Source organism: Chloroflexota bacterium (genome assembly GCA_016219275.1).
GTDB lineage: Bacteria > Chloroflexota > Anaerolineae > UBA4142 > UBA4142 > JACRBM01.
Genome location: JACRBM010000040.1, coordinates 166719 through 190201 on the forward strand (window position 1 = coordinate 166719; position 23483 = coordinate 190201).

General features: G+C 56.3%; 24 protein-coding genes and 1 pseudogene. 5 read left to right on the top strand and 20 right to left on the bottom strand.

The genetic code is table 11. The annotated features are described in order from the left end of the window. Positions 1-45: 45 nt before the first annotated feature. From HY868_09805 to trmD, 10 genes and pseudogenes are all read right to left on the bottom strand, one after another. The gene (locus HY868_09805) at positions 46-456 is read right to left on the bottom strand and encodes a thioredoxin domain-containing protein (protein ID MBI5302422.1); all 411 of its coding nucleotides are present in this window, start codon (positions 454-456) and stop codon (positions 46-48) included. Positions 457-495: 39 nt separating this feature from the next. After that, a complete protein-coding gene (locus tag HY868_09810) occupies positions 496-750 on the bottom strand; it encodes a hypothetical protein (protein MBI5302423.1) in 255 nt (84 codons plus the stop codon). A 7-nt stretch (positions 751-757) separates the two neighbouring features. Further along, positions 758-1225, bottom strand: a pseudogene (locus tag HY868_09815) (thioredoxin domain-containing protein). Positions 1226-1228: 3 nt separating this feature from the next. Further along, positions 1229-1459, bottom strand: coding sequence for a hypothetical protein (locus HY868_09820; GenBank protein MBI5302424.1), 231 nt, complete (start codon positions 1457-1459; stop codon positions 1229-1231). Between the two features lie 247 nt (positions 1460-1706). Continuing rightward, a complete protein-coding gene (locus HY868_09825) occupies positions 1707-2336 on the bottom strand; it encodes a ribonuclease HII (GenBank protein ID MBI5302425.1) in 630 nt (209 codons plus the stop codon). 40 nt (positions 2337-2376) lie between these two features. Further along, on the bottom strand, positions 2377-2904 hold the full coding sequence (locus tag HY868_09830) for a hypothetical protein (protein ID MBI5302426.1): 528 nt from the start codon (positions 2902-2904) through the stop codon (positions 2377-2379). After that, on the bottom strand, positions 2901-3542 hold the full coding sequence (locus HY868_09835; GenBank protein ID MBI5302427.1) for an HD domain-containing protein: 642 nt from the start codon (positions 3540-3542) through the stop codon (positions 2901-2903). Before HY868_09835 ends, HY868_09830 begins: the two co-directional genes overlap by 4 nt. Before the next feature lie 60 nt (positions 3543-3602). Beyond that, on the bottom strand, positions 3603-3998 hold the full coding sequence (rplS, locus tag HY868_09840; protein MBI5302428.1) for a 50S ribosomal protein L19: 396 nt from the start codon (positions 3996-3998) through the stop codon (positions 3603-3605). A gap of 235 nt (positions 3999-4233) precedes the next feature. Then, a complete protein-coding gene (locus HY868_09845) occupies positions 4234-5406 on the bottom strand; it encodes a putative C-S lyase (protein MBI5302429.1) in 1173 nt (390 codons plus the stop codon). A gap of 95 nt (positions 5407-5501) precedes the next feature. Continuing rightward, a complete protein-coding gene (gene trmD / locus HY868_09850) occupies positions 5502-6233 on the bottom strand; it encodes a tRNA (guanosine(37)-N1)-methyltransferase TrmD (GenBank protein MBI5302430.1) in 732 nt (243 codons plus the stop codon). A 218-nt stretch (positions 6234-6451) separates the two neighbouring features. Here trmD and HY868_09855 point away from each other — a divergent pair, with 218 nt between their 5' ends. The 3 genes from HY868_09855 (at position 6452) to HY868_09865 (ending at position 8932) form a co-directional block, all read left to right on the top strand. Continuing rightward, positions 6452-6823, top strand: a complete 372-nt coding sequence (locus tag HY868_09855) for a hypothetical protein (protein ID MBI5302431.1) — start codon at positions 6452-6454, stop codon at positions 6821-6823. Between the two features lie 128 nt (positions 6824-6951). Then, positions 6952-8466: a hypothetical protein gene (locus HY868_09860; protein MBI5302432.1), complete on the top strand. Its 1515-nt coding sequence runs from the start codon at positions 6952-6954 to the stop codon at positions 8464-8466. 58 nt (positions 8467-8524) lie between these two features. Beyond that, positions 8525-8932 (top strand): response regulator, encoded by a 408-nt coding sequence (locus HY868_09865; protein ID MBI5302433.1) that lies wholly within the window; start codon positions 8525-8527, stop codon positions 8930-8932. 124 nt (positions 8933-9056) lie between these two features. On the opposite strand, the gene HY868_09870 is transcribed toward HY868_09865, so the two are convergent. The 6 genes from HY868_09870 to HY868_09895 all read right to left on the bottom strand — a co-directional run bounded on the left by HY868_09870 (position 9057) and on the right by HY868_09895 (position 14492). Further along, positions 9057-10385, bottom strand: a complete 1329-nt coding sequence (locus HY868_09870; protein ID MBI5302434.1) for a glycerate kinase — start codon at positions 10383-10385, stop codon at positions 9057-9059. 18 nt (positions 10386-10403) lie between these two features. Then, positions 10404-10667, bottom strand: a complete 264-nt coding sequence (locus HY868_09875; protein ID MBI5302435.1) for a hypothetical protein — start codon at positions 10665-10667, stop codon at positions 10404-10406. Next, positions 10664-10957 (bottom strand): hypothetical protein, encoded by a 294-nt coding sequence (locus HY868_09880; protein MBI5302436.1) that lies wholly within the window; start codon positions 10955-10957, stop codon positions 10664-10666. The genes HY868_09875 and HY868_09880 overlap by 4 nt, the downstream gene beginning before the upstream one ends. A gap of 178 nt (positions 10958-11135) precedes the next feature. After that, positions 11136-11507, bottom strand: a complete 372-nt coding sequence (locus tag HY868_09885) for a hypothetical protein (GenBank protein ID MBI5302437.1) — start codon at positions 11505-11507, stop codon at positions 11136-11138. A gap of 9 nt (positions 11508-11516) precedes the next feature. Beyond that, the gene (locus tag HY868_09890) at positions 11517-12737 is read right to left on the bottom strand and encodes a glycosyltransferase family 4 protein (protein MBI5302438.1); all 1221 of its coding nucleotides are present in this window, start codon (positions 12735-12737) and stop codon (positions 11517-11519) included. Between the two features lie 231 nt (positions 12738-12968). Next, positions 12969-14492, bottom strand: a complete 1524-nt coding sequence (locus HY868_09895; GenBank protein ID MBI5302439.1) for a glycosyltransferase family 39 protein — start codon at positions 14490-14492, stop codon at positions 12969-12971. Between the two features lie 175 nt (positions 14493-14667). Between HY868_09895 and HY868_09900 the strand changes: the two genes are divergently transcribed. After that, positions 14668-15642 carry a hypothetical protein gene (locus HY868_09900; GenBank protein MBI5302440.1) on the top strand — a complete coding sequence of 325 codons (975 nt, stop codon included), beginning with the start codon at positions 14668-14670 and terminating at the stop codon, positions 15640-15642. Positions 15643-15774: 132 nt separating this feature from the next. Here the strand turns inward: HY868_09900 and HY868_09905 are convergent, their stop codons facing one another. Further along, on the bottom strand, positions 15775-16344 hold the full coding sequence (locus HY868_09905) for a hypothetical protein (GenBank protein MBI5302441.1): 570 nt from the start codon (positions 16342-16344) through the stop codon (positions 15775-15777). Between the two features lie 130 nt (positions 16345-16474). On the opposite strand from HY868_09905, the gene HY868_09910 reads away from it, so the two are divergent. Continuing rightward, complete coding sequence (locus HY868_09910) at positions 16475-19456, top strand: N-6 DNA methylase (GenBank protein MBI5302442.1); 2982 nt, start codon at positions 16475-16477, stop codon at positions 19454-19456. 15 nt (positions 19457-19471) lie between these two features. Here HY868_09910 and HY868_09915 read toward each other — a convergent pair whose 3' ends face one another. The 3 genes from HY868_09915 to HY868_09925 all read right to left on the bottom strand — a co-directional run bounded on the left by HY868_09915 (position 19472) and on the right by HY868_09925 (position 23347). Then, complete coding sequence (locus tag HY868_09915; GenBank protein ID MBI5302443.1) at positions 19472-19867, bottom strand: nucleotidyltransferase domain-containing protein; 396 nt, start codon at positions 19865-19867, stop codon at positions 19472-19474. A 394-nt stretch (positions 19868-20261) separates the two neighbouring features. After that, positions 20262-20513 carry a hypothetical protein gene (locus HY868_09920; GenBank protein ID MBI5302444.1) on the bottom strand — a complete coding sequence of 84 codons (252 nt, stop codon included), beginning with the start codon at positions 20511-20513 and terminating at the stop codon, positions 20262-20264. Positions 20514-20575: 62 nt separating this feature from the next. Continuing rightward, positions 20576-23347, bottom strand: coding sequence for a pyruvate, phosphate dikinase (locus HY868_09925; GenBank protein ID MBI5302445.1), 2772 nt, complete (start codon positions 23345-23347; stop codon positions 20576-20578). Between the last annotated feature and the right edge of the window lie 136 nt (positions 23348-23483).

Genomic DNA, 23483 nt, shown 5'->3' on the forward strand with positions numbered 1-23483 from the left:
CAAATCTGTGATGTACTGTGGCAGATTGGTTCATTGGTCATTGGCTCATTTCTTCAAAAAGACATTGATGATTCGTTCGAATTGTTCGTACGGCTGTGCGCCGACGACCTGTTGTCCGTTGATCGTGAACGAGGGCGTGCCAGTGAAACCGAGTTTTTGGGCGGCGGCAGTTTCCGCGCGCACTTTGGCGAGATACTTGTCCGCGTCGAGACACGCGTTGAATTTCGGCGCGTCGAGACCCAGTTCAACCGCGAACCGTTTCAAGTTGGCTTTCGCGAACGCGCCGCGATTCTCGCCGCTCTGACTCTGAAATAATTTGTCGTGATATTCCCAGAACTTGGACTGCTCGCCCGCGCATTCCGATGCGACCGCCGACCATTCGGATTCCGCGCCGAGAATCGCCATGTGCTGGTATACAAATTTGACTTTGCCGGTGCTGACGTAATTCTGTTCAATTCGACGTCCCGCGTCGAAAGCGAATCGCCCGCAGTACGGTCACTGAAAGTCGGATACTTCGATCATCGTGACGGCGGCATTGGGATTACCCCGAGTTTTAACGGGGTCGGTTTGCGCCGGCGGACGTGTCCACGCGAGCAATTGACCCAGGTCACACGAAAAGAGGAGCATGAGAATCGCGACCACCGCGCCGATGCCGGCGATCCAGGGTAGATTTTTCCGCATCTTCATCTCTATAAAACGAATGCGCCCGCGCGCCCACATCGCGGACACGCCGGCGCATTCAGTCGGCAACGTGATTTTATTTGAGGAACAGATCGAACGTGCGTGAAAACTCGCCCACGTCGAGCGAACGGATTTGGAGTTGCTTGCCGTTGATAAAGAACGTCGGCGTCGAGTTGATGCCCAAGCGATTGGCTTCTGCGACATCCGCGTCAATTACCGCGCGCGTCCGTTCGGTATCTACACAGGTGTTGAATTTCTCCGTGTCGAGTTTCAAATCGGCGGCGAACTTTTTCAGGTTCGGTTTGAGATAGGTGCCGACGTACTCGCCGCGCCATTCATCGAAGAGTTTGTCGTGATATTCCCAGAACTTGCCTTGCTCGTTCGCGCATTCCGCCGCCATCGCCGACCAGTACGATTCGTTGGGCACTTTGCGCGACGCCATGTCTACGACCGGATAGTACTTGTACGTGAATTTCGCTTTACCGGTTTTGACGTACGTTTCATCGAGTCGGCGACCCGCGCCGACAGAGAATTCTCTACAGTATGGTCACTGAAAATCGGACCAGTCCACAAAGTCCACTTTGGCTTCGGCGTTGCCTTTGGTGCGACTGCTCGAAGTGGTCGCGCCGCCGCTGGGCTTGGACGCGGCTTGCGGTGTTTGAATCATGAACAATGCGACCATTGCTACCACCACGACCACGCCGATCCCCGCGGCGATGACCCAGGTGGGCAAGCCGCTTCTAGTTTCCTCTTTTTGAGGAACCGCTCTACGAGGCATATTCTTCCTTTCTGAAATGAAATTCGCAAATTACGGAGCGCGCGTTTGAGGGGCATTATCCCAAAAACCGGCAAATTGTCAAACGCTTGGTAGGGCAAATTTCCAATTTGCCGTTGCTACTCAGGTTGTCATTTCGACGAGCCGCGAAGCGTTTGCGAGGAGAAATCTCGCCCAGCGCGGGCGGAGATTTCTCGCTTCGCTCGAAATGACAGGTGAGCTGAGTTACAATTTGCCTCTCACTGGCAAGTTAGAAACTTGCTCTACGATTCACCGGCACGAAACTAACCCGATGCTCGCGCGACACGCCGAGCGTCGCGAGCGCGGCGCGATGCAGTACGGTGCCGTACCCTTTGTGCCGCGCGAAGCCGTACCCTGGAATTTGCGCGTCGAGCGCGATCATCATTTCGTCGCGCGTCACTTTGGCAAGAATGGACGCGCACGCGATCGAGAGCGATTGTTGATCGCCGCGAATGATCGAGGTCTGCGGTTCGTTGCGCGCTGGCAACGCGAGCGCGTCAATCAGCAACGCGTCCGGCGCGAGTCCGAGCGCGTCGAGCGCGCGCGTCATCGCGAGGCGCGTCGCAGGGACGATGCCGAGTTCGTCAATCTCGTCGCGCGTCGCGAGACCGGTCGCGCACGCGCATGCGTGATCGCGAATCGGCGCGACGAGCGCGGCGCGTTGGCGCGGCGAGAGCAGTTTGGAATCGCGCACGCCGGGGAGCGCGCGGCGCGAAATGTCGCGCGGCAGAATCACCGCGCCGGCAACGACGGGACCCGCCCACGCGCCCCGTCCAACTTCGTCCAACCCGGCAATGTGCACAAGTCCGCACGACCAGAGCACGTTTTCAAATTTGAGTGAGGGAGTGGGTTTTGTCATTCTCGTAGGGAACGGACGCCGTTCTGTTCCAATGTGAACGCTACAGCGAGCGTTCACTACGGAGGATTGCCAACAATTTCCTCCCGCGACTTTTCATCGCGGGTGTGCCGGTGCGCACCAGTTCGGTCAAGCGCGCGATCACCGGCGCGCGCAGTTTTTCGTCTTGGGTAACCAAGTCCGCGAGGGCTTGCATTGCAAACGTTTTGACGATACTGCTCTTGTCGCCGAAATACGTGTCGAGAATTTCGATTGCCGCGCGACGTTCGCGCGGCGTGAGGATCAAACGCGAAATGAGCTGCGCGACATGCCAGCGCACTTCTTGTTGTTCGATCAGAGCCACACGCGTGAGGAGTGTGCGTTTGTGCGGACGCAGCAAATCGGGACGCGTCGCGGTGATCTTTTCGACCGCGTCCGCGGCGCGCATTCGTAAAACTGGGTCGTCGCTCAACATCGCGTTGAACACCGCGTCGAACGCGCGTGGATTTTTGAGCACCGCCGCGACGACCCGATTCGATTCGCCAATCGAGCGGCGGTCCGTGCCGCGCAGCAAACGAACCAGGTCGCTCATCGCGGTTCAAGTTCGCGCAAGAGCGCGGCGCAAAACGCGCGCTTGGCGCACACGCGTTCGTTCGCCCACGCGCGCGATGGCTCGAAATAAAACGCGTCTATCCCGGTTTCATCGCGCGACAGACTCTCGACCAAACGCTGCGCGATGCTGGGATACGTGTTCGGCTTGTGTGGAAAAGCCGATGCACCGAGAAGAAACGCGATCATATTCGAGGGACCGATCTTGGACAATTTGTCCGCGTCCCACAACACGCGCGCGTCGTGCTCGTTGTCTGGTAACGTGCGCGGCGGATTCGAATGATTCGCCACCGCGAATTCCACGCGCGCAATCTTGTCTACCGGAAAATTGTACGACGCGAGATGCGCGCTCGCCCACTCGGCGGCGCGCAATGCGTGATGATCGCCGCCATACTGGGGCTTGAAGCGATCGTGCAACCACACGGATGCGAGCACCACCTCTTCGTCGCCGCCCACTGTTTCGAGCAAGCTGAGCGCATCGCGTTCAACCTGGCGCACGTGTTCGAACCGATAGTTAAAGTACGGTGGCGCGTCGTGCGTCGGTCCGCTCCAGTGTTCACGCGCGGCGGTCGTCGTGATCGCGATCAAATCCTCGCGCAGGTGGGTGAGCCAATCGGACATCGTACCTCCGGAAAACAAAACACCGCAAACCCCACGCTCGTGAGTTTTGCGGTATCTTGATTACGCTTCGGCTGGTTGTGCTGCGGCTGCCGTTTTCGGCGCTTCGACGGTTCGCTTTTCGCGGAGCCGAGCGGCTTTACCGTGACGCCCGCGCAGATAATACAATTGCGCGCGGCGCACGTGTGTGTGTCCCTGCAATTCCACTTTTTCCACACGCGGCGAGGCGAGGAGGAACGTTCGCTCCACACCGATGCCGTGCGAGGCGATGCGCCGAACGGTAAAACTCGCATTCACAGTCTTGCCCTTGCGGAGACGCATCACGGTGCCAATAAAAACCTGGATACGTTCACGGTCGCCTTCGACGATGCGCGTGTGCACACGCACGCGGTCGCCCGGCGCGAGCTGTGGAATATGCGGATTCGGTTCATGTTTACCAACTGCGGTTACGACATCCATTTCACACCTTCCTTGAAAGCAATGATTGCAAAATGCTTCTCTTGCCAGAGAACGGGGGCGATTATAGCACGGATGAATGAATCACGCAAATTTATTTACGGGGACCGGTGTGCGCCAAAATTTTGGAACACTCAACCTTGCGAAGGTTTTGACGACAAATCAAATAGGATTGCCGGTCAACCTTCGCACGGTTTTTTCATGCCCAAACCGATCGTCTCATGCAAATGCTTCACCCCTACGCCGTCTCGATTGCGCGGGCGAGGCGATCGAGCGCTTCGGCGAGCACCGCGCGCGGACAACCGAGATTCATGCGATAAAAACCTTCGCCGCCTGCGCCGAACATCGCGCCGTCGTTCAGCAAGAGTTTCGCGCGTTTGCGGAACAGATCGCGCAGACCTGCATCGCTCAAACCTAATGCGCGACAGTCGAGCCACGCGAGATACGTGCCTTCTGGACAAATCACCTTGATCTGCGGAATGCGTTCGCGCAGAAACGCGATCAGAAAATCAAAGTTGCCTTGAAGGTAATCGAGCAATTGATCGAGCCACTCGGCGCCGTAGCGATACGCCGCTTCCAACGCGATGTTGCCGAAAACGTTACCGACTAACAGCGCCGCGTTTTCGACCTCGACGTTGTACTGCGCGCGCAGGCGCGGGTTCGATGTAATCACCGCCGCCGCGCCCAACCCAGGTATGTTGAACGTTTTGCTCGGCGCGATGAACGTGAGCGTGTTCTGCGCGATGGCATCCGAGATGCACGCGGTCGGAATGTGCTTGAACGCTTTGAAAACCAGGTCGTGATGAATTTCGTCCGAAAGAATCACGACATTGCGGCGCACACAAATTTCGCCGAGACGTTCAAGTTCCGCGCGCGTCCACACACGCCCGACCGGGTTGTGCGGACTACACAGGATCAACGCTTTGGTGCGCGCATCAATCAGTCGTTCGAGTTCATCGTGATCCATCTCGTAACGACCGTTCGCCAACTTGAGGTGATTGACGACGAGTTGTCTACCGTTGTTGTGCACGATATGCGCGAACGGGTGATAGACCGGTTGTTGCACGATGACCTTGTCGCCCGGTTGCGTCAACGCGCGCAGCGCGAGCACGAGCGCGGGCACGACGCCGGGCACACAGGTAATCCATTCGCGCTTGATCTCCCACTGATGGCGCTTGCTCATCCAACCGATGATCGCTTCAAAGTACGAAGCGGGACGCGTCGGGTATCCAAAGATGCCGTGCGCGGCGCGTTGGTGGAGCGCCTCGATCACCGGCGCGGGCGACTCGAAATCCATATCCGCGACCCACATCGAAAGCAAGTCGGCATCGCCGAACGTGCTCGCGTTAAAACCCCACTTGCTCGAATCCGTGTTACGCCGATCAATCACGCGATCAAAATCGTACTGCACAATGTCATCTCCTCAAAATTAGTGGCGCAAGTTTCCAACTTGCGAAATGGGCAAGTTGGAAACTTGCGCTACAAATGGCAATTTGGAAATTTGCCTCACGTCTCATTCCATCCCAGGTCTCGCAAAAATGCGCGATCGGATTCGGACAGTTCTACACCGCGCAGCAAATCGGGACGACGTTGAAAGGTGCGGCGCAACGCTTCGCGGCGACGCCAGATCGTTATCTGCGCGTGGTTGCCGGAGAGCAACGCGTCCGGCACGCGCCACCCGCGAAACTCGGCGGGGCGCGTATAGTGCGGTCCTTCGAGCAAGCCGGACGCGTGCGAATCTTTGAGCGGCGCGGCGGGATCGCCGAGCGCGCCGGGAATCAAGCGCGCGACCGCATCCACGATCACCATTGCCGGGATTTCGCCGCCGGTCAGCACGTAATCGCCAATTGAGATTTCGTCGGTGACGAGATGCTCGCGCACGCGTTCGTCCACACCTTCGTAATGTCCGCAGATCAACGCGACGCGCGGCTGTTGCGCGAGTTCGAACGCGATCTGCTGAGTGAACACGCGTCCCTGGGGTGTCAACAAAATAATCGGCGGACGCGCGTCGCCCAAGACGGATTCGACGGACGCGAAAATCGGATCGGGCTTCATCACCATCCCGCCGCCGCCCGCGTACGGATAATCGTCGGTGACGTGATGTTTGCCGGTCGCATGATCGCGAACATCGTGCAACGCAATTTCAAGCAGGTTCGCTTCGCGTGCGCGTTTCAAAATACTTTCGTCGAAAATCCCAGCGAACATTTCCGGGAACAGTGTGAAAATGTCAAAACGCATCGGCATTTCTCTCCGCGCGGCATTGTAGCATGTTGATTCAAATCGAGCAAACTATCAGCCCATCCTTGCGAAGGTTCCAATCACGTTTCCCAGGAATCGCACGGCGACATTAAATTCGATTTCCAAAGAATTGCGCCTTCAAACCTTCGCAAGGTTGAGCAGTCACTTGGTTTGCGTGTTCCTGTTCGCAATGCTATAATGCGCTCGGAGGTAGAGTCATGGTTTGGCGAAGATGGAGTGTGATCGTCGTTTTGATTTTGGCAAACTATATCGTGTTCAGTCTGCTGGCAACCTGGGTGTTTCCGGTACCACCCGTGACCCCCGTTTCCCACGCGCCGCAACCGACCTTTACGCCGGGCGGCAAGCAACTCAAGCAAGTGGAACCGTTGGCGTACGAATTTCTCACACCCAGTCCCATCGCCACGCTCACGCGGCGACCCGGCGCGACGGGCACACCGGCAACTCCGTCTTCCGCGACGATCACGGCAACCGCGACACTGAGTGCCACGGTCACGCTCACCGACAACGCCACTAGCACAGTGACAGCGACCGTACCTATCACACCGACCGGCACGTCAACCTTGCGCTAAAATATCTTGGGCTTGCACTTGCAAACAAAACCCGTTTTCCACAATCGTGTGAAAACGGGTTTTGCTTTGCGCCCCTTGAAATGCTCTGCGTTTCGGTCTATAATCGAATTGCATGAAAGGAGGGCACGATGTTCGTCACGCGAACGATTGGCGTCCTCGCCATTGCAGTCGTAATTATTCTTGTCTTGTCCAGTTGCGCGCCGCCCGATGCGCGTCCGCTCGTGATCATTGCCGCGCCGGCGCCCGACACAATTGTCGAAGCGAACACCGAAGTGCTCGTCAAAGCGACCGCGACCGACATCTCCGGTGTCGCGCGCATCGAGTTGTGGGCAAATGGTTCGCTCGTCGCGGCGGAATCCAACCCGGCAATCGTCACCGGCAATTTCTCCGCGATCTTGCGTTGGACGCCGCGCAATCCTGGAAACTATACGCTCGAAGCGCGCGCGGTGAGTTATACGAATCAAGTCAGTCAACCCGCTTCGATCAACGTCATCGTCCAAGCTTCGACGACGCGCCCCACTGCGACGCCCACGTTGATCCCGACGCTCACGCGTTCGCCCACGCCGACTGCTCTGCCGACGATGACCGCTACGCCGACCGCGCCGCCAATTAGCGTGACTCCGTCGGCAACCCTGCCGTCCGTTTCGCCAACGATCACACCCACCGCGACGATGACACCCTCGCGCACGCCGACGCCGGCGCCCCCCGCCCCGCCGACCGGCTTGAACGCGACGACCGTTGGACAAACGAATGCCGATCTCGCGTGGAATGATAACGCGAACAATGAGGAAGGGTTCAAGATTTATCAGACCAACACCGGCGGCGATATCGTGCTCGCACAACGCGAGGCGCACCCCGCGACCGGCAACACCACTTTTTCGCTCGCCAACTTGACGTGCAATAAAGCGTACAACCTTTATCTCAAAGCGACGCGCGGCGCATTGGAATCGGCGGCGAGTAACATCATCGTCATCACGACCGATCCTTGCACGCCGACGAACGTCGTCGCGCCGAGCCACACCGGGCAAACGATCACGATCAACTGGACCGACAACACGACTGCGCCGGAAGAAACTGGGTTCAAAATCTACTTTGGCGCAACCTTAAAACGAACGGTCGCCGCGCATCCCGGCACAGGCGCAGTCTCGACGACGATCACCGGCTTGGACTGCGGCGCGCTGCACACCGACATTCGCGTCAGCGCGGTGAACGGTTCGCGCGAATCGCCCAAGAGCGCGAGCGCGGGTGCGGACACGACCGCGCCGTGTCAAATCAAAATCGAATTCACGCGCGTGGATATCAAAGACGTGCCAGGTCACAATCTCCTCAATTCCGTGCCGGTGCGACTCACATTCACAGTCGAGGATCAAACCAAGTCATGGCCCTCGCCAACCGGTAACGAAAAAATTCGTCCGGGTAGCCGCGCCGATTTCAGCGTGATGGCGAACGCCGCGAATATCCGCGAAGCGCCGCTCGACATTTCGGTTCACGGTGAGGATGTAGGCGACACACCGTTAGACCTGGGTGTCGTGAAAACGAGTTTCAGCGGTACACCTTCGATCAATTTCGGGCATGGGACGCGCACGTTGGAGAACGCGTTCTTCAAAATCTATTTTACGATCACCGTGACTGCGCCGCCGTAAATTCATTCAACCTTGCGAAGGTTGATCACCGACTTGTCTGCGGATGAAAGGAGGCACGATGGCAAACGAGAAAATCTTGATCATTGACCGCGATGACGAGACCGCGAACGCGATGCAATTGCCGCTCGATGCCGAAGGGTATCGCGTGTTTCGCGCGGCGAACGGCGATACGGGATTGCAAATGATCCAACAGGTCAAACCCGACCTCATCATCCTCGACGCGCTGACCGATGTAACGGCAGGAGGAAATCGCGTGAGTCTCACGTTGCGCAATCCGACCCCAGGTTCCGAGTACATGGCGTATCGCAACACGCCGATCATCATGCTCAGCGCGATTCATTCCGGCACCGCGTTGCGGACAAATCCGGCAGATGATTACTTACCGGATGTGCCGTCCATCGCCAAAACGGCTGGTCCGGAAACATTGCTCGAACAAGTCCGCCAGCATCTCAAGACACGTCCCTGAATGCAAACCCCGTTCTCGGCGACAATACCTTTGCCAACTCCTATCGGCAAGAGAGAAAAAAACCAGGTTTCTCGGAGAAACCTGGTTTTTGGTGAAGGAAGCGCATCGAGAGCGGGGTTTTGATTTATCGCATCAACACGATGATCACGTCGTTGAGATTCGTATTTGTGGGACCCGTGATGAGCAGATCGTCGAGCGGCTTGAAAAAATGGTACGCATCATTGCGCGCGAGAAAATCGCGCGCGTCGAGTCCGTGTGCCTGCGCGCGCGCGATCGTTTCGCCGTCCGCCAGCGCGCCTGCCGCGTCCGTTGGACCATCCGTGCCATCGGTGCCGCCGCAGAGCACGCACACGTCCGGCATTCCCGCGATGTCTATCGCCGCCGCGAGCACGAGTTCTTGGTTGCGTCCGCCCTTGCCATTGCCGCGCACCGTCACGGTCGTCTCGCCGCCGGCGATGAGGCACGCCGGTCGCGCGAGCGGGCGCGACGACTGCGCGATCTCTTTCGCGATTGCGGCGAGCACCTTGGCAACCTCGCGCGCTTCGCCTTGCATAAACGTCGAGAGCAATAACGCGTTGAACCCGCGTTCGCGCGCGGCTTGGATCGCGGCATCACACGCAATTGCATTGTCCGCGATGATGACGTTTTGCGCACGCGCGAAAACCGCGTCGCCGGCTTTCGGCGTGTCTGCAATCTCGCCGCGCGCGCCCCGCTCGATGTGTGCGACGACGCACGCGGGCAGTTGATCGCGCACGCCGCGTTGCTCGATGACCGCGCGCGCGTCCGCGAATGTCGTCGTATCCGGCGCGGTCGGTCCGGACGCAATCGTATCGAGCGGCGAGCCGAGCACGTCCGAGAGAATCAACGCGATGATTGGCGCATTCGAATGGCGCGCGAGTTGTCCGCCCTTGACTTGCGAAATATGTTTACGCAACGTGTTCAGTTCGTTGATCGTCGCGCCGGCGCGCAAGAGCGCGTCCGTCGTCGCGCGCAAATCGTCGAGCGTCACCCCGGCGACGAGCGATTCGAGCAGAGCCGAGCCGCCGCCGGAAATCACGCAGATCACCAAATCGTCCGGCGTCGTGGTGCGCAATAGAGCGAGAATTTTTTCCGCGCCGAGTAGGGAATTCGCGTCCGGTAGTGGGTGCCCGGCTTCAGTCAATTCGATTTTTTTCAGTGGCGCGGTGTGTTCGTACTTGACGCTAACCGCGCCGTCCACAAGTTTGTCACCCAGGATCGCTTCGGCGGCTTGCGCCATCGCCGCGCTCGCCTTGCCAAAACCGATAACAAAGACACGGCGCATGCGCGCAAGATCATACGCGCGTCCATCCACGATCAAGCGATTGCCGTCGCGCTGCATCGCGCGATGGACTGCCGCGCGCGCGTCGGCGGTGGCGAGCGCGGCGTGGAAAATGGCGAGCGCGGAGGAACGGAGTGCGGCAAGATTGTTCACGCGGATAACTCCAAACCTCTACCGTAATCCCAGTTTTGCTCTGACATCGGCAAGCGGAATTCTTTTGCCGCCTTTGCGTCGTTTTGCAAGGTGGCTCATCAATTTCCTGTTTTTGGTGATGTCGTCATTCTCGTCCACTTCGAATCCTTCCCAACCTTGGAGGGAAGCCAGCACAAAGCGTTCTCCGTCTGCAGACTCCAAGACAATTTCCTTGCGACGCGCCTTTCGCAAAAGATCGTTGAGTGTTTTGGCGCGTGTCGGGACTGTTATGATCGCGCTCATAGTTTCCTCCTTTCGCCTCGGATGAACAGTAGATTGCCAACTTTGAAACCGACTGCTTCTATGCTGACCGTACGCGTTGATTCATCCACATTGTAGAATACTCGAAACTTTCCAATCCGCAATTCCCACCCGGCGACATCATTGGGGTCCATTTCCTTGCGGTTGCGGGTGGCAACGTTCGGTTCGTACATGAGTTGATGTTCGGTTTCATCGAGGATTTGCTTTTGCTCGAATTTCCTGAACAGTATCAGATCCTCATTCGCCTCAAATGTGAACTCGATTTCATACATCATTGTGCTTGCCCTGGGTTCTCACCTTCTTCACCTTCTTCAGCTTCTGACACAGGCGCAAAGTTCTTCGCTATCTCTATCCAGTCAACGACTTTTGCAGGATATTCTGATGTGGTTGGAACTCGCTGCTCGATTTACGTTAGTACAGGCTGAGAGTAGGTTGAATCGTATGCGTATTTCATTCGCGCGCTTTTCCGGTGCTGGGAGTACGAACGAAAGTTTCTTCTTTGGGACTAGCCGTGACTTGGCGAATGAGCACCGACGTGCGACCGAATTGGGTGCGCACACGACGATATAGTTGCGTGACATCTTCGTCGGTGTCAACCAAGTTGCCTTTGTGAATCGCAACCCATTTCCCCAAATACTGACGCTTGAGTTCGGCATGCATGGATTCGAACGCGGCGATTTCGCGATTGAGTTTCTCGCGCTGTTGTTCTCGCGCAAAGTTTTCGACGGCTTGATTTACAATCGCATTAACACTGCCCGAAGTTTGCCGGGCAAACTGTTCAATCGTCTGTTGCAAGTCCGGTCTCAGTTCTATCGTTTCCATCGTTCCACCTCACCTCGACTCCATTTTACCACCGCGCGCTGACGCGGTCAACGCATCGTACACCTTTTCGATTTCTTTCCCCGCGCGTTCCCACGAAAATTTTTCGATCACGCGCGCGCGCAACGCGCAACCCAGGTCGCGCGCGCGCGGGGGATCGTCGAGCAACGCTTGAATCTGATTCGCGAACGCGGTCGCGTCGCCGAGCGGCGCGTACACACCCAGGTCGCCCAGGTATTCGCGCATCACCGGGATGTCGAACGCGACGACCGGCAAACCCATCGCCATATAGTTCAATACCTTGCCCGCCGCTTCGGTCGCGCTCATCTTCGGCTCGACGACGACATCACCGAGCGACAACCACAGCGGCACGTCCTCGTACGGCACGCGCCCGACGAACGACACGCGTTCCGCGATCTCTAGTTCGCGCGCACGCGCTTGATAGTACTCGACGTTCGGGAATCCGGCAATGACAAAATGCGCGTTCACGCCGCGTTCAAGCAATTGCCGCGCCGATTCGAGCAACACGTCCGTGCCGCGATAGGGGGCGAGCAAGCCGATGTAAACAATCGTCTTGCGTTCGCGCGGGATGTTCAACCGCGCCCGCAGTTCATCCACCGCGAGCGCGCTCGTCGCATTGTTCACCGGCAAAAATGTCTCCGCGTTCACACAATCGGACAACACCGTGACCTTGTCGGGCAACACGGTAAAATCGTTCGTCAACACGTTCGCCGCGTTCGTGGAACTGGTGAGGATGTGGTGCGGCAGGCGATCAATCCACCACTCGACCGCGCGCGCGTGCGAGAACAGCGCACCGCGCGGCGCAATGAATCGGTGATCCACCATCTCACTCGTGAGACTGCCCTGGAAATCGAACACGAGCGGCACGCGCAACAGACGACTCAACACACCGCCGATCAACGCGCCTTCGTGCAGATGGGCGTGAATGACGTGTGGTTTGAATCGGCGCGCGGCGGTCAACGATTTGAACGCGAGGAGAAAATCAATAATCAATTTCGAACGCGAAGGACCGGTTTCGTGGCGCGAGCGAAATGGAATTCGCAGCGCGCGTTCGATGTCGAGGTCGGGCAGATTGCGACCAAGCGGATAGGTCACGATCTTGACGCGGTGTCCCATCGTTTGCAGAATGCGCGCTTCTTCGAGGATGCGAACGTGGCAACCATAGTCAAGAAAGAACGACGTGGGCGCGATCATCAAAATGCGATATGGCATGTTTGGAGCATTTTCATTTTGAATTGATGGTTCGTTATGTAGGGACGTTCAATTGAACGTCCCTACTGCGCGCAACATTCTACACGACTTGACCATGCTTGGCAACAAAATAGACAAACGGGAAATATCCGGTAGGGGCGAAGCATTTGCATAAAGTTTGCGCCTGTGCAAATCTTTTCTCAAATGGAAACCGGCTCGTTCAAGAATCAAGTTGTGGCAAATGCTTCGCCCCTACTGAAACACCCGCACGCGCTTCCACATTTCGTCCCAGGACATCTGCACGCCGCGACAAATGAGAATCACCGGTGCGTACGTCGTCTCTTCGTTGCGGACGTTGTAGCGATTCGTGATGCGTCCCGCCTCCTCACACGCGACGAAAAAACGCAACGCGTCTTCGCGGCGCGCGCCGACGACGACGACGGTTTCCGGCGGCGGATTGCCATAGCCGCGCAACCACGATGAATTGCCGTTCGAAATTGCCTTAGGTAACCCGTAGCGCGCGCCGTACAGATTGATCGAACCCACCTCGCCATAGTTGCCGGCATGAATGCCGGCGCGCGCGCGTTCGTTCGCCGGCAGGTTGTTGTAAATCCCGGCGACGATTTCGACCAGGTCTTCCCAGCCAACCATCTCGCGATATAGTCCGGAGACATCGTCCGCGAGTTGCCACACGGGCGAATTGATCGGCGCAACCGGCACCATGAGTACGATTCCGATCGCCGCGCCGAGCGCGAGCGCCACGCCGCCAACCGCGCGCACCACGCGCGCGCGCATCGGTCGCATCGCGTCGAGCCAGCGTTCCGCGAGCAGCGCACCCGCCGCGATCAGCATCGCATACGCCGGCGCAACATAGTAGCCACGTCCGCGCGTGACGAGCAACAACACGAATGGGACGACGTACATCCAGCCGAGCGGACGAAAGCGTTTGCCCTCGCGCGCGAAAAAATAAAAATACAACCCGGCAATCCAAAGCGGAAGCGTGAACGGGTTGGCGCTTTGGTAAAGTTGCTCGACCAAGTATCCATCGGTGCGTCCCCAGGCAATATCGCGTTCGTGAATGCTGCCGAGAAATTCAATCGAGATGAAATTGTGTTGGATTTGCCAAATCAGATTCGGCAGAAAAATGACCAACGCGATTGCCGCGCCGAGCCACAACCAGCGCGTGCGTAAATAGTTGCGCGCGGGCGAAAGCAAAACGCCGACGACAAGTCCAATCACGAAAACCGCCATCGTGTACTTGGTCATCATCCCGATACCGATGAACGCGCCAATCGCGAGCCACCACCGCGCGTCATCCGTCTTGAGCAGACGCAGTACGCAGAACGCGACGACGATCCACCACACGTAATCGAGCGCGAAATAACTGAGCATCACGCCGCCGAACAGCGCGACCGGCGAAATCGCAATGGCGAGCGCGGCGAGCACTTGCGCCAAACGCTTGCCACCCAGGTCGCGCGCCATCAAGCCGACGAGCACCATCACAACGCCCTGCCCGAGCGCGACAATCAAGCGCAGTCCGACAAGCGACGCGCCAAACAATTCGAGTCCGACGCGCGTGATGAACGGCGTCACCGGCGGATACGCGACATAGCCCCAGTCCAGGTAGCGCGCGTCCTCGATGAGCGCGAGTTCATCGCGATGAAAACCGTACTGCCCATTCGTGAGCGTGTGGAAGATAACGCACCCCAGCGCGAGGAGAATCAGAATGCCGAGGTCGCTAAAAACAATGGTTCGGAATGTGCGAGGGGATTGCATAGGCATTCCTTCTGAATCGCGACCGGCGACGACAGACCGCCAACCGCCGCGAAACAAATGGGTTGTGAATACGCGGCTGAATGGTACGCGAGTAAAGCGAAATGTCAAGATTACAATTGACCCGATCTCCCAGTCACGTTATAATTTTGGCACGATTACACGAGGAGGAAACACGATGAACGCGTTGACTGATTGGTTGCTGGAAGGTTCCGCGTGGGTGCAGTATCGCACGCGGCGCGATTTGCTCAAACAAAAAGAAGATCACGCGGCAGTGATTGCCGCGCGCCAGGCAATGCTCGCCGATCTCCAGGTTCGGGGTCTCGTCACCCAAGCCGCCGCGTTGTCGAGCACGATCATCAACAGCCACAAGAGCGCGGGGCATCCGCTCCACCAACTCGCCTTTCTCGCTGACCTGGGTCTGCGCGCGGACGATCCAGGAATGGACAAGATCATCGCGCGCATCTTGAAGCACCAATCCGCCGAGGGACCATTCCAAGTGTTGATGAATATTCCCAAGCACTTTGGCGGCACCGGCAAAGATGAATGGGCGTGGGCATTATGCGACGCGCCGACCGTCGTCTACGCGCTCGTCAAACTCGGGCTGGGCGACGACGCGCGCACTCAACGCGCAATCGAGCACTTGACCGGGCTGGTGCGCGACAATGGTTTTCCGTGCGCGGTGTCGCAAGAGCTAGGCAAGTTTCGCGGACCTGGTCGCAAAGACGATCCATGCCCGTACGCCAATCTCGTGATGCTGAAAACACTCGCGCTGAATCCGCGCACGCGCAACAGCCGCGCGAGCCATATCGGTGCGGAAACATTGCTGGCATTGTGGGCAGAGAGCAAAAGGCAACATCCGTACGTGTTTTACATGGGCACGGATTTTCGCAAGTTGAAAGCGCCGCTCGTGTGGTACGACATTTTGCACGTGCTCGATGTGTTGACGCAATTCCCGTGGCTACGCCAGGACGCGCGTTTGCGCGCGATGGCAGAGGTCGTGCGCGCCCAAGCGGACGAACACGGACGGTTTGTTCCCAGTTCAGTTTGGAAGGCATGGGAGGGCTGGGAATTCGGGCAGAAGAAAGAACCATCGCGCTGGGTAACGCTCGTCGCGCAGCGCGCGTTGAAAAGAATTGGAATGGAAACATAAAAACAGGGCGGGGCTGGTTGACTCGTCCCTTTAGACCAGATTCTTTACGCGTTTACGGCAGACCTGTCAGGTTTTTAGAAACCTGACAGGTCTTGTGCGCAGCGCGCGCCGAAAATCAAAATGGAATTTGCTCTATGCGCCTGCGATTTTATCGGCTGACGTTGCGCGCATTTTCCTCAGCAGCAGCAGTACCCCGCCGATGAAAAAATATGCTAACCCAAGCCCAACAATCGTGAACTTGATTATTGCACACCATTCCGCGATTGTGGCGGATGATTCTTGCCCCAAGCCAAGCAGGATTTGAATCAGGTTATAGTTCTCGATGCAATCGAACAGCCCGGCGGCGAACATTGCCCATGCCAGGATGATGCCAGCCGATGAAAGGAATCCGCCGCGCGCGACGATGACGCAACCCAAGCCGATGCAAATGACGTACGTGATGATAAAGACGAAATCGAATCCCAGGTTCAGCCCCGCGTAGACCTGCCCCACTTGCCCCCACGATTTCACCATCGCTTGCGCGAGTGATAATTTTCCCGCGAACTCGAACGACACGATGCCTGACGGCGCAACGTCCGTCTTCAACGGCGCGCCGGTCACTTGCTCGATGAACATCGCGAGGATCGTGAGCGGAAGCATGACGATGAACGCGCGGTTTTGATTTGTGGCTGAGAGCCATTGGTAGGGGTAGGGTACTTGCATGGTGAATCTCCTTTCGCTGGAACGATAATAATGCGAGTGCAGAATTTTGGCAATTCTAGAATCCAGGTTTCTCGAAGAAACCTGGATTCTTATTTTTGACCCAGACCGGCTTTCACGTTATACTGAGAGCATGACCACCTATTCCAAAGACCAAGCCCGCGCACACATCGCGCAACTCGTCACCCAATTTCAACAGAACGAAGCCGCGCTCCTCAACACCGAAGAAGCGAACATCGAAAACAATTTCGTGCGTCCGCTCTTTCGATATTTGAATTGGAACGTGGACAATACCGGTCTCGCCGAGCCGCAATGGGAATTTGTTTTGCAACGCACGATGCGCCAGGGCAATCGCCCCGATTACATCCTGCAACTCGACGGGCAACAACTCTTTGTGATGGACGCGAAAAAAGCCAAGTACGCAATGCACGATCCGCGCTGGCTCAATCAAGTCTACGCGTACGCGTACTCGACGCAGAACAATGCGCCCGCGAAGAAAATGGATTTTGCGATCCTCACCGACTTTCAAGAGTTCATCGTCCTCGACTGCACACTCTTCGCCGCCAAGCCGGAAGCGATCCACGCGTTTCGCGTGATAGATTGGCGTTACACCGATTACATCGCGCGGTTCGACGAACTGTGGGATTTGTTCGAGCGGAACAATGTGCTTGCCGCACGTAGGGGCGTTTTATTAAACGCTCCCACCGGCATTTGGTCGCGCTATCTCTCGCCGAAAAAAGTCAAAGCGAATCGCGTGCCGCCGGACAAGGCGTTCCTTGCCGCGCTCGACGACGAGAAAACCGGTTGGCGCGTGCGTCTCGCCAAGGAGATGAAGAAACGCAATCCCGCGCTCGATGGCAACGTGCTGACCGCCGCGGTGCAATTGCTGATTGATCGCCTCATCTTCGTCAAGGTCTTGTCCGACCGCGAGATCGAGGACGATTACTTGGCGAAGCTAGCAGAGCTGGTCGAGCGCGATGGACTGACGGAAGCGGATTGCGGCTGGTTCGTCGCGTGCCAAAATCTGTTCGCCGAATTGAACACGATGTACAACGGCAGCATCTTTGCGCCGCGCCCCGAACTCGAAGCGGTGACGGTGAGCAACCAGGTCGTGCGCGCGATCATCGAGGACTTGTTGCCGGAAAACTCGCCGTACAATTTCGCTATGTTGCCGGTCGAAATCCTCGGCACGATCTACGAACGCTTCCTGGGTCGCGTGGTGCACGCGACCGACGCGCGCGTCAAGATCGAAGACAAACCCGAAGTCCGCAAAGCCGGGGGCGTTTACTACACGCCCCAGTACATCGTCAATTACATCGTCGCCAATACCGTCGGCAAATTGCTGTCCGATTGCAAAACGCCCGCCGATGTCGCGCGCTTGAAAATTCTCGACCCCGCGTGCGGTTCGGGTTCGTTTCTGCTCGGCGCGTACAACGCGTTGATCGAGTGGCATCGAAATTATTACGCCCGTAGGGGCGTTCAATTGAACGCCCCTACCACGCGCGACGCATTCTATCGCGACGAGGACGGGCGCGTGCGCTTGACCGCGAAACTCAAGCGGCAGATTTTGCTGAACAATCTGTTCGGCGTGGACATTGACCCGCAAGCGGTCGAGGTGACGCGGCTGTCGTTGTCGCTCAAGGCGTTGGAGGACACACGGAGCGACGAGGCGCATTATGAGCGGACGTTGTTCAATCAAACGCTGTTGCCGGATTTGTCCGCGAATATCAAATGCGGAAACAGTTTGATCGGCACAGATTATTTGGTGACGAGCGACGAAGAATTGCGGCGCGTCAAACCGTTCGATTGGGCGAGCGGGTTTTCGCAAGTGTTTGGCAGCGATAGACCTGGAAGGTCTTTGGAGACCTTCCAGGTCTCGGACGCGCGCGGCTTTGACGCGGTGATTGGGAATCCGCCGTACATTCGGGTACGCATATTCAAAGAATTTTATCCAGAGCAGATAAAACACCTAGAGTCGCACTATGTCTGCGCCACCCACGTCTGGGATATCTATCTGTTATTCTACGAAAGGGCTTTACAAATAGCGCGCTCTGGAGGTAGAGTTGGTTTTATCGTTCCTATTCAAACTCTACATCAACCAAATTGCGAAAGTCTGAGGAAATTACTGTTGTCAGAAACCTCAATAGAGAGCATTGCCGACCTATCCAAGCTCAAAATCTTTGAAGGAGCAATTATCAAGAATTGCATCCTGGTATGTGAACGCACAACTACAAAAGATCATACAATCGATCTTTTCTCCCCTAACTCTCCAGCAGAACTCTTTGAAAAACCCGTCAACATCTGGCCACAGCAGAAAGCCATGGAAAATGACGGGCACAGTCTAAAGCTAGATTTGATGTCACCCAAGCGAAAACTCTGCGAGAAATTGGAATCGCGAAGTTGGAGACTTGATGAGCTATGCTATGTGACATTCGGTTTGCGTTCATCTGCCAAAGGAGTAGGACAGGGCGGCAAAGAGCGTTTAATAACGACCAACAGCAACGCACGAAACGCCAAACCCTACCTTGAAGGAAGAAACATCAAACGATACGCAACATACCCAACTGGGCGTTTTATTCGCTATATTCCTGAAGAAATGTACAGCCCGCGTACCCCAGCACTGTTCGAGACAAAGAAAATTGTCTCCCAGTCTATGCTTTCCAAGATGCGGTTAATAGCCACTTTAGATGATTCGATTTACTATGTGGAACAAAGTTTGGTTTGTATCATTCCACACGGTATTCTGACCGACATCACTCCACCTGTAACCGTACCTCTCGAATTCATTCTAGGCGTCATCAATTCAAACCTTGAGAGTTTCTACTTCTCCACACAGATAATTGACTATTCTCTCGGTGGTGGGCTCGTACATGCCACACCTGGATCACAGTCCAAGCTCCTTGTGCCACGCGCAACTCAAATACAAATACAAAAGCTTGTTGCCGCTATACAAAACATGCTCGCGCTCCACAAATCGCTTGCCGCCGCGCAAACCGAAACGGATCGCGAATTGTATCAGCGTCAAATTGACGCGACCGACAAGCAGATTGACACGCTCGTGTACGAACTGTACGGACTGACGGACGAGGAAATCAAAATCGTGGAAGGCAGATAAAACAGTCGGGGCGAGTTATGTGACTCGCCCCGACGCTTGTACTGTTCTGATTTTACGCCGTACAATGCTGTTTCGTTTTGCCCGTCGATAGATAACTCGTCCCGTCCGGCGAATCTCCTCCGCAAAACTGCCGCGTTCCGCGTCGCGCCATTGACGCGGCGAAAAACCGATTGCCTGAATCGGTTCGCGCAACGTCATATTCGCCAACCCCAAGGTCTCGTATCGCTCGCGCAAGTTCAACCGCGCGAATTGCGGCGCAATCACTGCCAAGTCAATATCGCTTCCTTCGCGTGCGCGCTGACGCGCATAGAACCCGAACAGGACGATTTGTTCGACCTGGATTCCCCGCGCGTGTAAATTGTCCACGTATTGATTTACGATAGTTTTAATCTGGGATCGTGTTCTAACCATTTCAGACCGACAATTATCGCATTCCCTACGCCTTGTCGTGCGGACTCAAATTGAGAAAGACAATACTTTAGACATTATCGGGAATAAGACCTCTCTCGCCAAGCCGCCAAGAACGCCAAGTTTTTTCAAGATGATTCTTTGCGTGCTTTGCGTCTTGGCGAGAGGTAAAAGTTGTTTCCGACAAAGTCTTTTGGTCTTCTAATCCTTCACATTCGCAATAGACACACTCTGGTTCTTTCCGGCATTCTTCGCAGATCACAAAAATAATCCGGAAATTTTGTATCTTGATACGGTGACTCGATAATTCTGTTTACCTCTTTTTGAATTCGTTTGGCAAGACCGGCATAAAGTACCAATCTTTTCTTAAAACGCGGCGTGAGGCGAACAGCGTAACTCATTTTCCAAACACCTCGTCATAGGTCAACAGTTTGGGATGATGACTACTCCGCATCTCTTTCGCTAATTCTTGCATGTCTTGATACAACGGCGATTCTGGATCAGACATCCACGGTTCAACCACTTCGGCGCCCGTGCGCGCCAATTCTTCGCGCACAATTTGTCGCACATCGTGTCGTACAATTTTCCGAATCATTTTTTCAAGGTCTTGAAGATCAATCGTCACCATCGTTCGCGTCGAACGAGTCATTGCTCACTTCACAAATCAGTTGGCGCAGGAGTCATCCCCTGCGCCAACATTTTACCACAGATTTACTTGTCCTTCACAACCTTCGCGAGCGCCGCTTGCGCCGCCGCCAATCGCGCGACTGGCACGCGGAACGGTGAGCAACTCACATAGTTCAGCCCGGTGCGATGGCAGAAATCAATCGAGGACGGATCGCCGCCGTGCTCGCCGCAGATGCCGACCTTGAGGTTCGGCTTAACGCCGCGCCCTTCGGCAACCGCGATTTCCATCAAGCGACCGACGCCGATTTGATCGAGCGCCTGGAATGGATTCTCCGGCAGAATCTTGTCTTCGACGTACTTGAGCAAAAACTTTCCTTCGGCATCGTCACGTGAATAACCAAAAGTTGTTTGCGTCAAGTCGTTCGTGCCGAACGAGAAGAATTGCGCGTACTCGGCGATTTGCGCCGCGGTCAACGCGCCGCGCGGAATCTCGATCATCGTGCCGAACTTGTATTCGAGTTCGACGGCTTGCTCGGCGATAACCTTCTTCGCTTCCGCTTCCAGCAAATCGCGCTGATTCTTCAACTCGTTCACATGACCGACGAGCGGGATCATGATTTCGGGATGCACGTTGACGCCGCGTTTCTTGAGGATGCACGCCGCTTCGATGATCGCACGCGTCTGCATGATGGTGATCTGCGGCATCGTGATGCCGAGGCGGCAACCGCGCAAGCCAAGCATCGGGTTCGCTTCTTTCATCCCCGCGACCGCTTTGAGCATTTGCTCGGTCGCGTGCAGGTCGGCTTCTTGCGATTGCGTATTGACGTTGTCTTTCTTCATGTATTCGATGCGCACGCGCAGTTCGGTTTGCTTGACTAGCAGTTCTTCGTACGACGGCAAGAATTCATGCAGCGGCGGATCAATCAAACGAATGACCGTCGGCAAATCTTCCATCGCTTCAAAGATCCCGACAAAGTCGCTGCGCTGAATCGGCAACAATTGATCGAGATATTTTTGGCGTTCTTCGTCGCTGTGCGCGAGAATCATTTTCTGCACGATGGGCAGGCGCTCGGTTTCAAAGAACATGTGCTCGGTGCGACACAAGCCGATACCCTGCGCGCCGAAACGACGCGCCATGCGTGCGTCGCGCGGATAATCCGCGTTCGCCCACACTTGCAGACCCAGTTCGGGCGCGTTCTTCATGCCCTTGCGCGATTTCTTCAAACGAATTTCATCCGCCCACGACAAGAGCAATTTCAAATTCTCGTCCTTGTCGAAATCGGGCAAGACGGTTTTGATTTCGCCGGCGTACACTTCGCCCGCGCCGCCGTCAATCGAAATGAAATCGCCTTCCTTGACGATTTTATTTCCGGCGGTAAACAATTTCTTTTCTTCATCCACGCGGATGCCTTCGCAACCCGCCACGCAGGGCAAGCCCGCGCCGCGCGCGACGACGGCTGCGTGTGATGTCGCGCCGCCGTGCTGGGTCAAGATGCCTTTCGAGGCGTACATGCCGTGCACATCTTCCGGCGACGTTTCGTAGCGAACCAGGATAATGCTCTTGCCTTCCTTGCCGAGTTTTTCCGCGGTGTCTGGGTCGAAGATTGCGAGACCTGCCGCCGCGCCGGGCGAGGCATTCAAACCGGTCGCGAGCAAGTTGCCGATTTTCTTCGCGTCGTCTTTCGCCTTCATATCGAATTGCGGCATCAACAGTTGGACAACCTGTTGCGGGTCCACGCGTTGCACGGCTTCTTCTTTCGTGATCAATTTTTCGTTGACCATCTGCACCGCGATGTTGACGGCTGCGCGCGCAGTGCGTTTGCCGGTGCGCGTCTGGAGCATGTAGAGCGTGCCGCGCTCGACCGTGAATTCCAGGTCTTGCATTTCGCGGTAATGCTTTTCCATCTGGCGCGCGAGCTTGCGGAATTCGTTATAGACCTGGACATTCTTGTCTTTGAGTTCCGCGATCTTCATCGGCGTGCGAATGCCGGCGACCACGTCTTCGCCTTGCGCGTTGACGAGGTACTCGCCGAACAGTTCATTCTCGCCCGTCCCCGGATCGCGCGTGAACGCAACGCCGGTGCCCGAGTCGTCGCCTTGATTGCCGAACACCATCGTGCAGACGTTGACCGCGGTGCCCAGGTTATCGGGAATCTTGTTGATGCGGCGATAGTCCACCGCGCGCTTGCCCATCCACGAACCGAACACGGCTTGAATCGCGAGTTCGAGTTGCTTGTACGGGTCTTCGGGAAATTCGTCGCCGATTTCTTTCTTGTACAATTCCTTGTACTGCGCCACAACCTCTTTCAATCCGTTCGTATCGAGGTCAGTGTCTTGCTTGGCGTGATATTTTTCTTTTGCGCCGTCAAAGATCGCGTCCCACTTTTTCGCTTCGATGCCCATCACGATGCGCCCGAACATTTGGATGAAACGGCGGTACGCATCTTGCGCGAAACGCGGATTGCCGGTCAATTTTTCGATACCAACCATCGTCTCGGAATTGAGACCCAGGTTGAGCACCGTGTCCATCATCCCAGGCATCGAGAATTTCGCGCCCGAACGGACGGAGACGAGGAGCGGATTGCTGGGATCGCCGAATTTTTTGCCGGTCAGTTTCTCGACCTGTTTCATCGCGGCGAGCGCCTGCTGCCACATGCCCTTGGGAAATTGTTTGCCGAGCGCGGTGTACGTGTTGCACGCGTCGGTCGTGATCGTAAAGCCGGGCGGGACGGGCAATTTCGCGTTCGTCATCTCGGCGAGACCCGCGCCCTTGCCGCCGAGCAGATCGCGCATGTCCTTGTTCCCTTCGGCGAACAGGTACACCCACTTTTTCGCGGTTGATGCTTTCGCCTTCATGGCTGGTTTTTTCGCAATCGCTTTCGTTGCTTGCCTGACAGTTTTTGTTGCCATCGCAACATTCCTCCTGATGAAATTAACTATGCCTCGGATTGGAACGAACGCACGCCGTTGTAAGTCCAGCCAATCGGGAGCA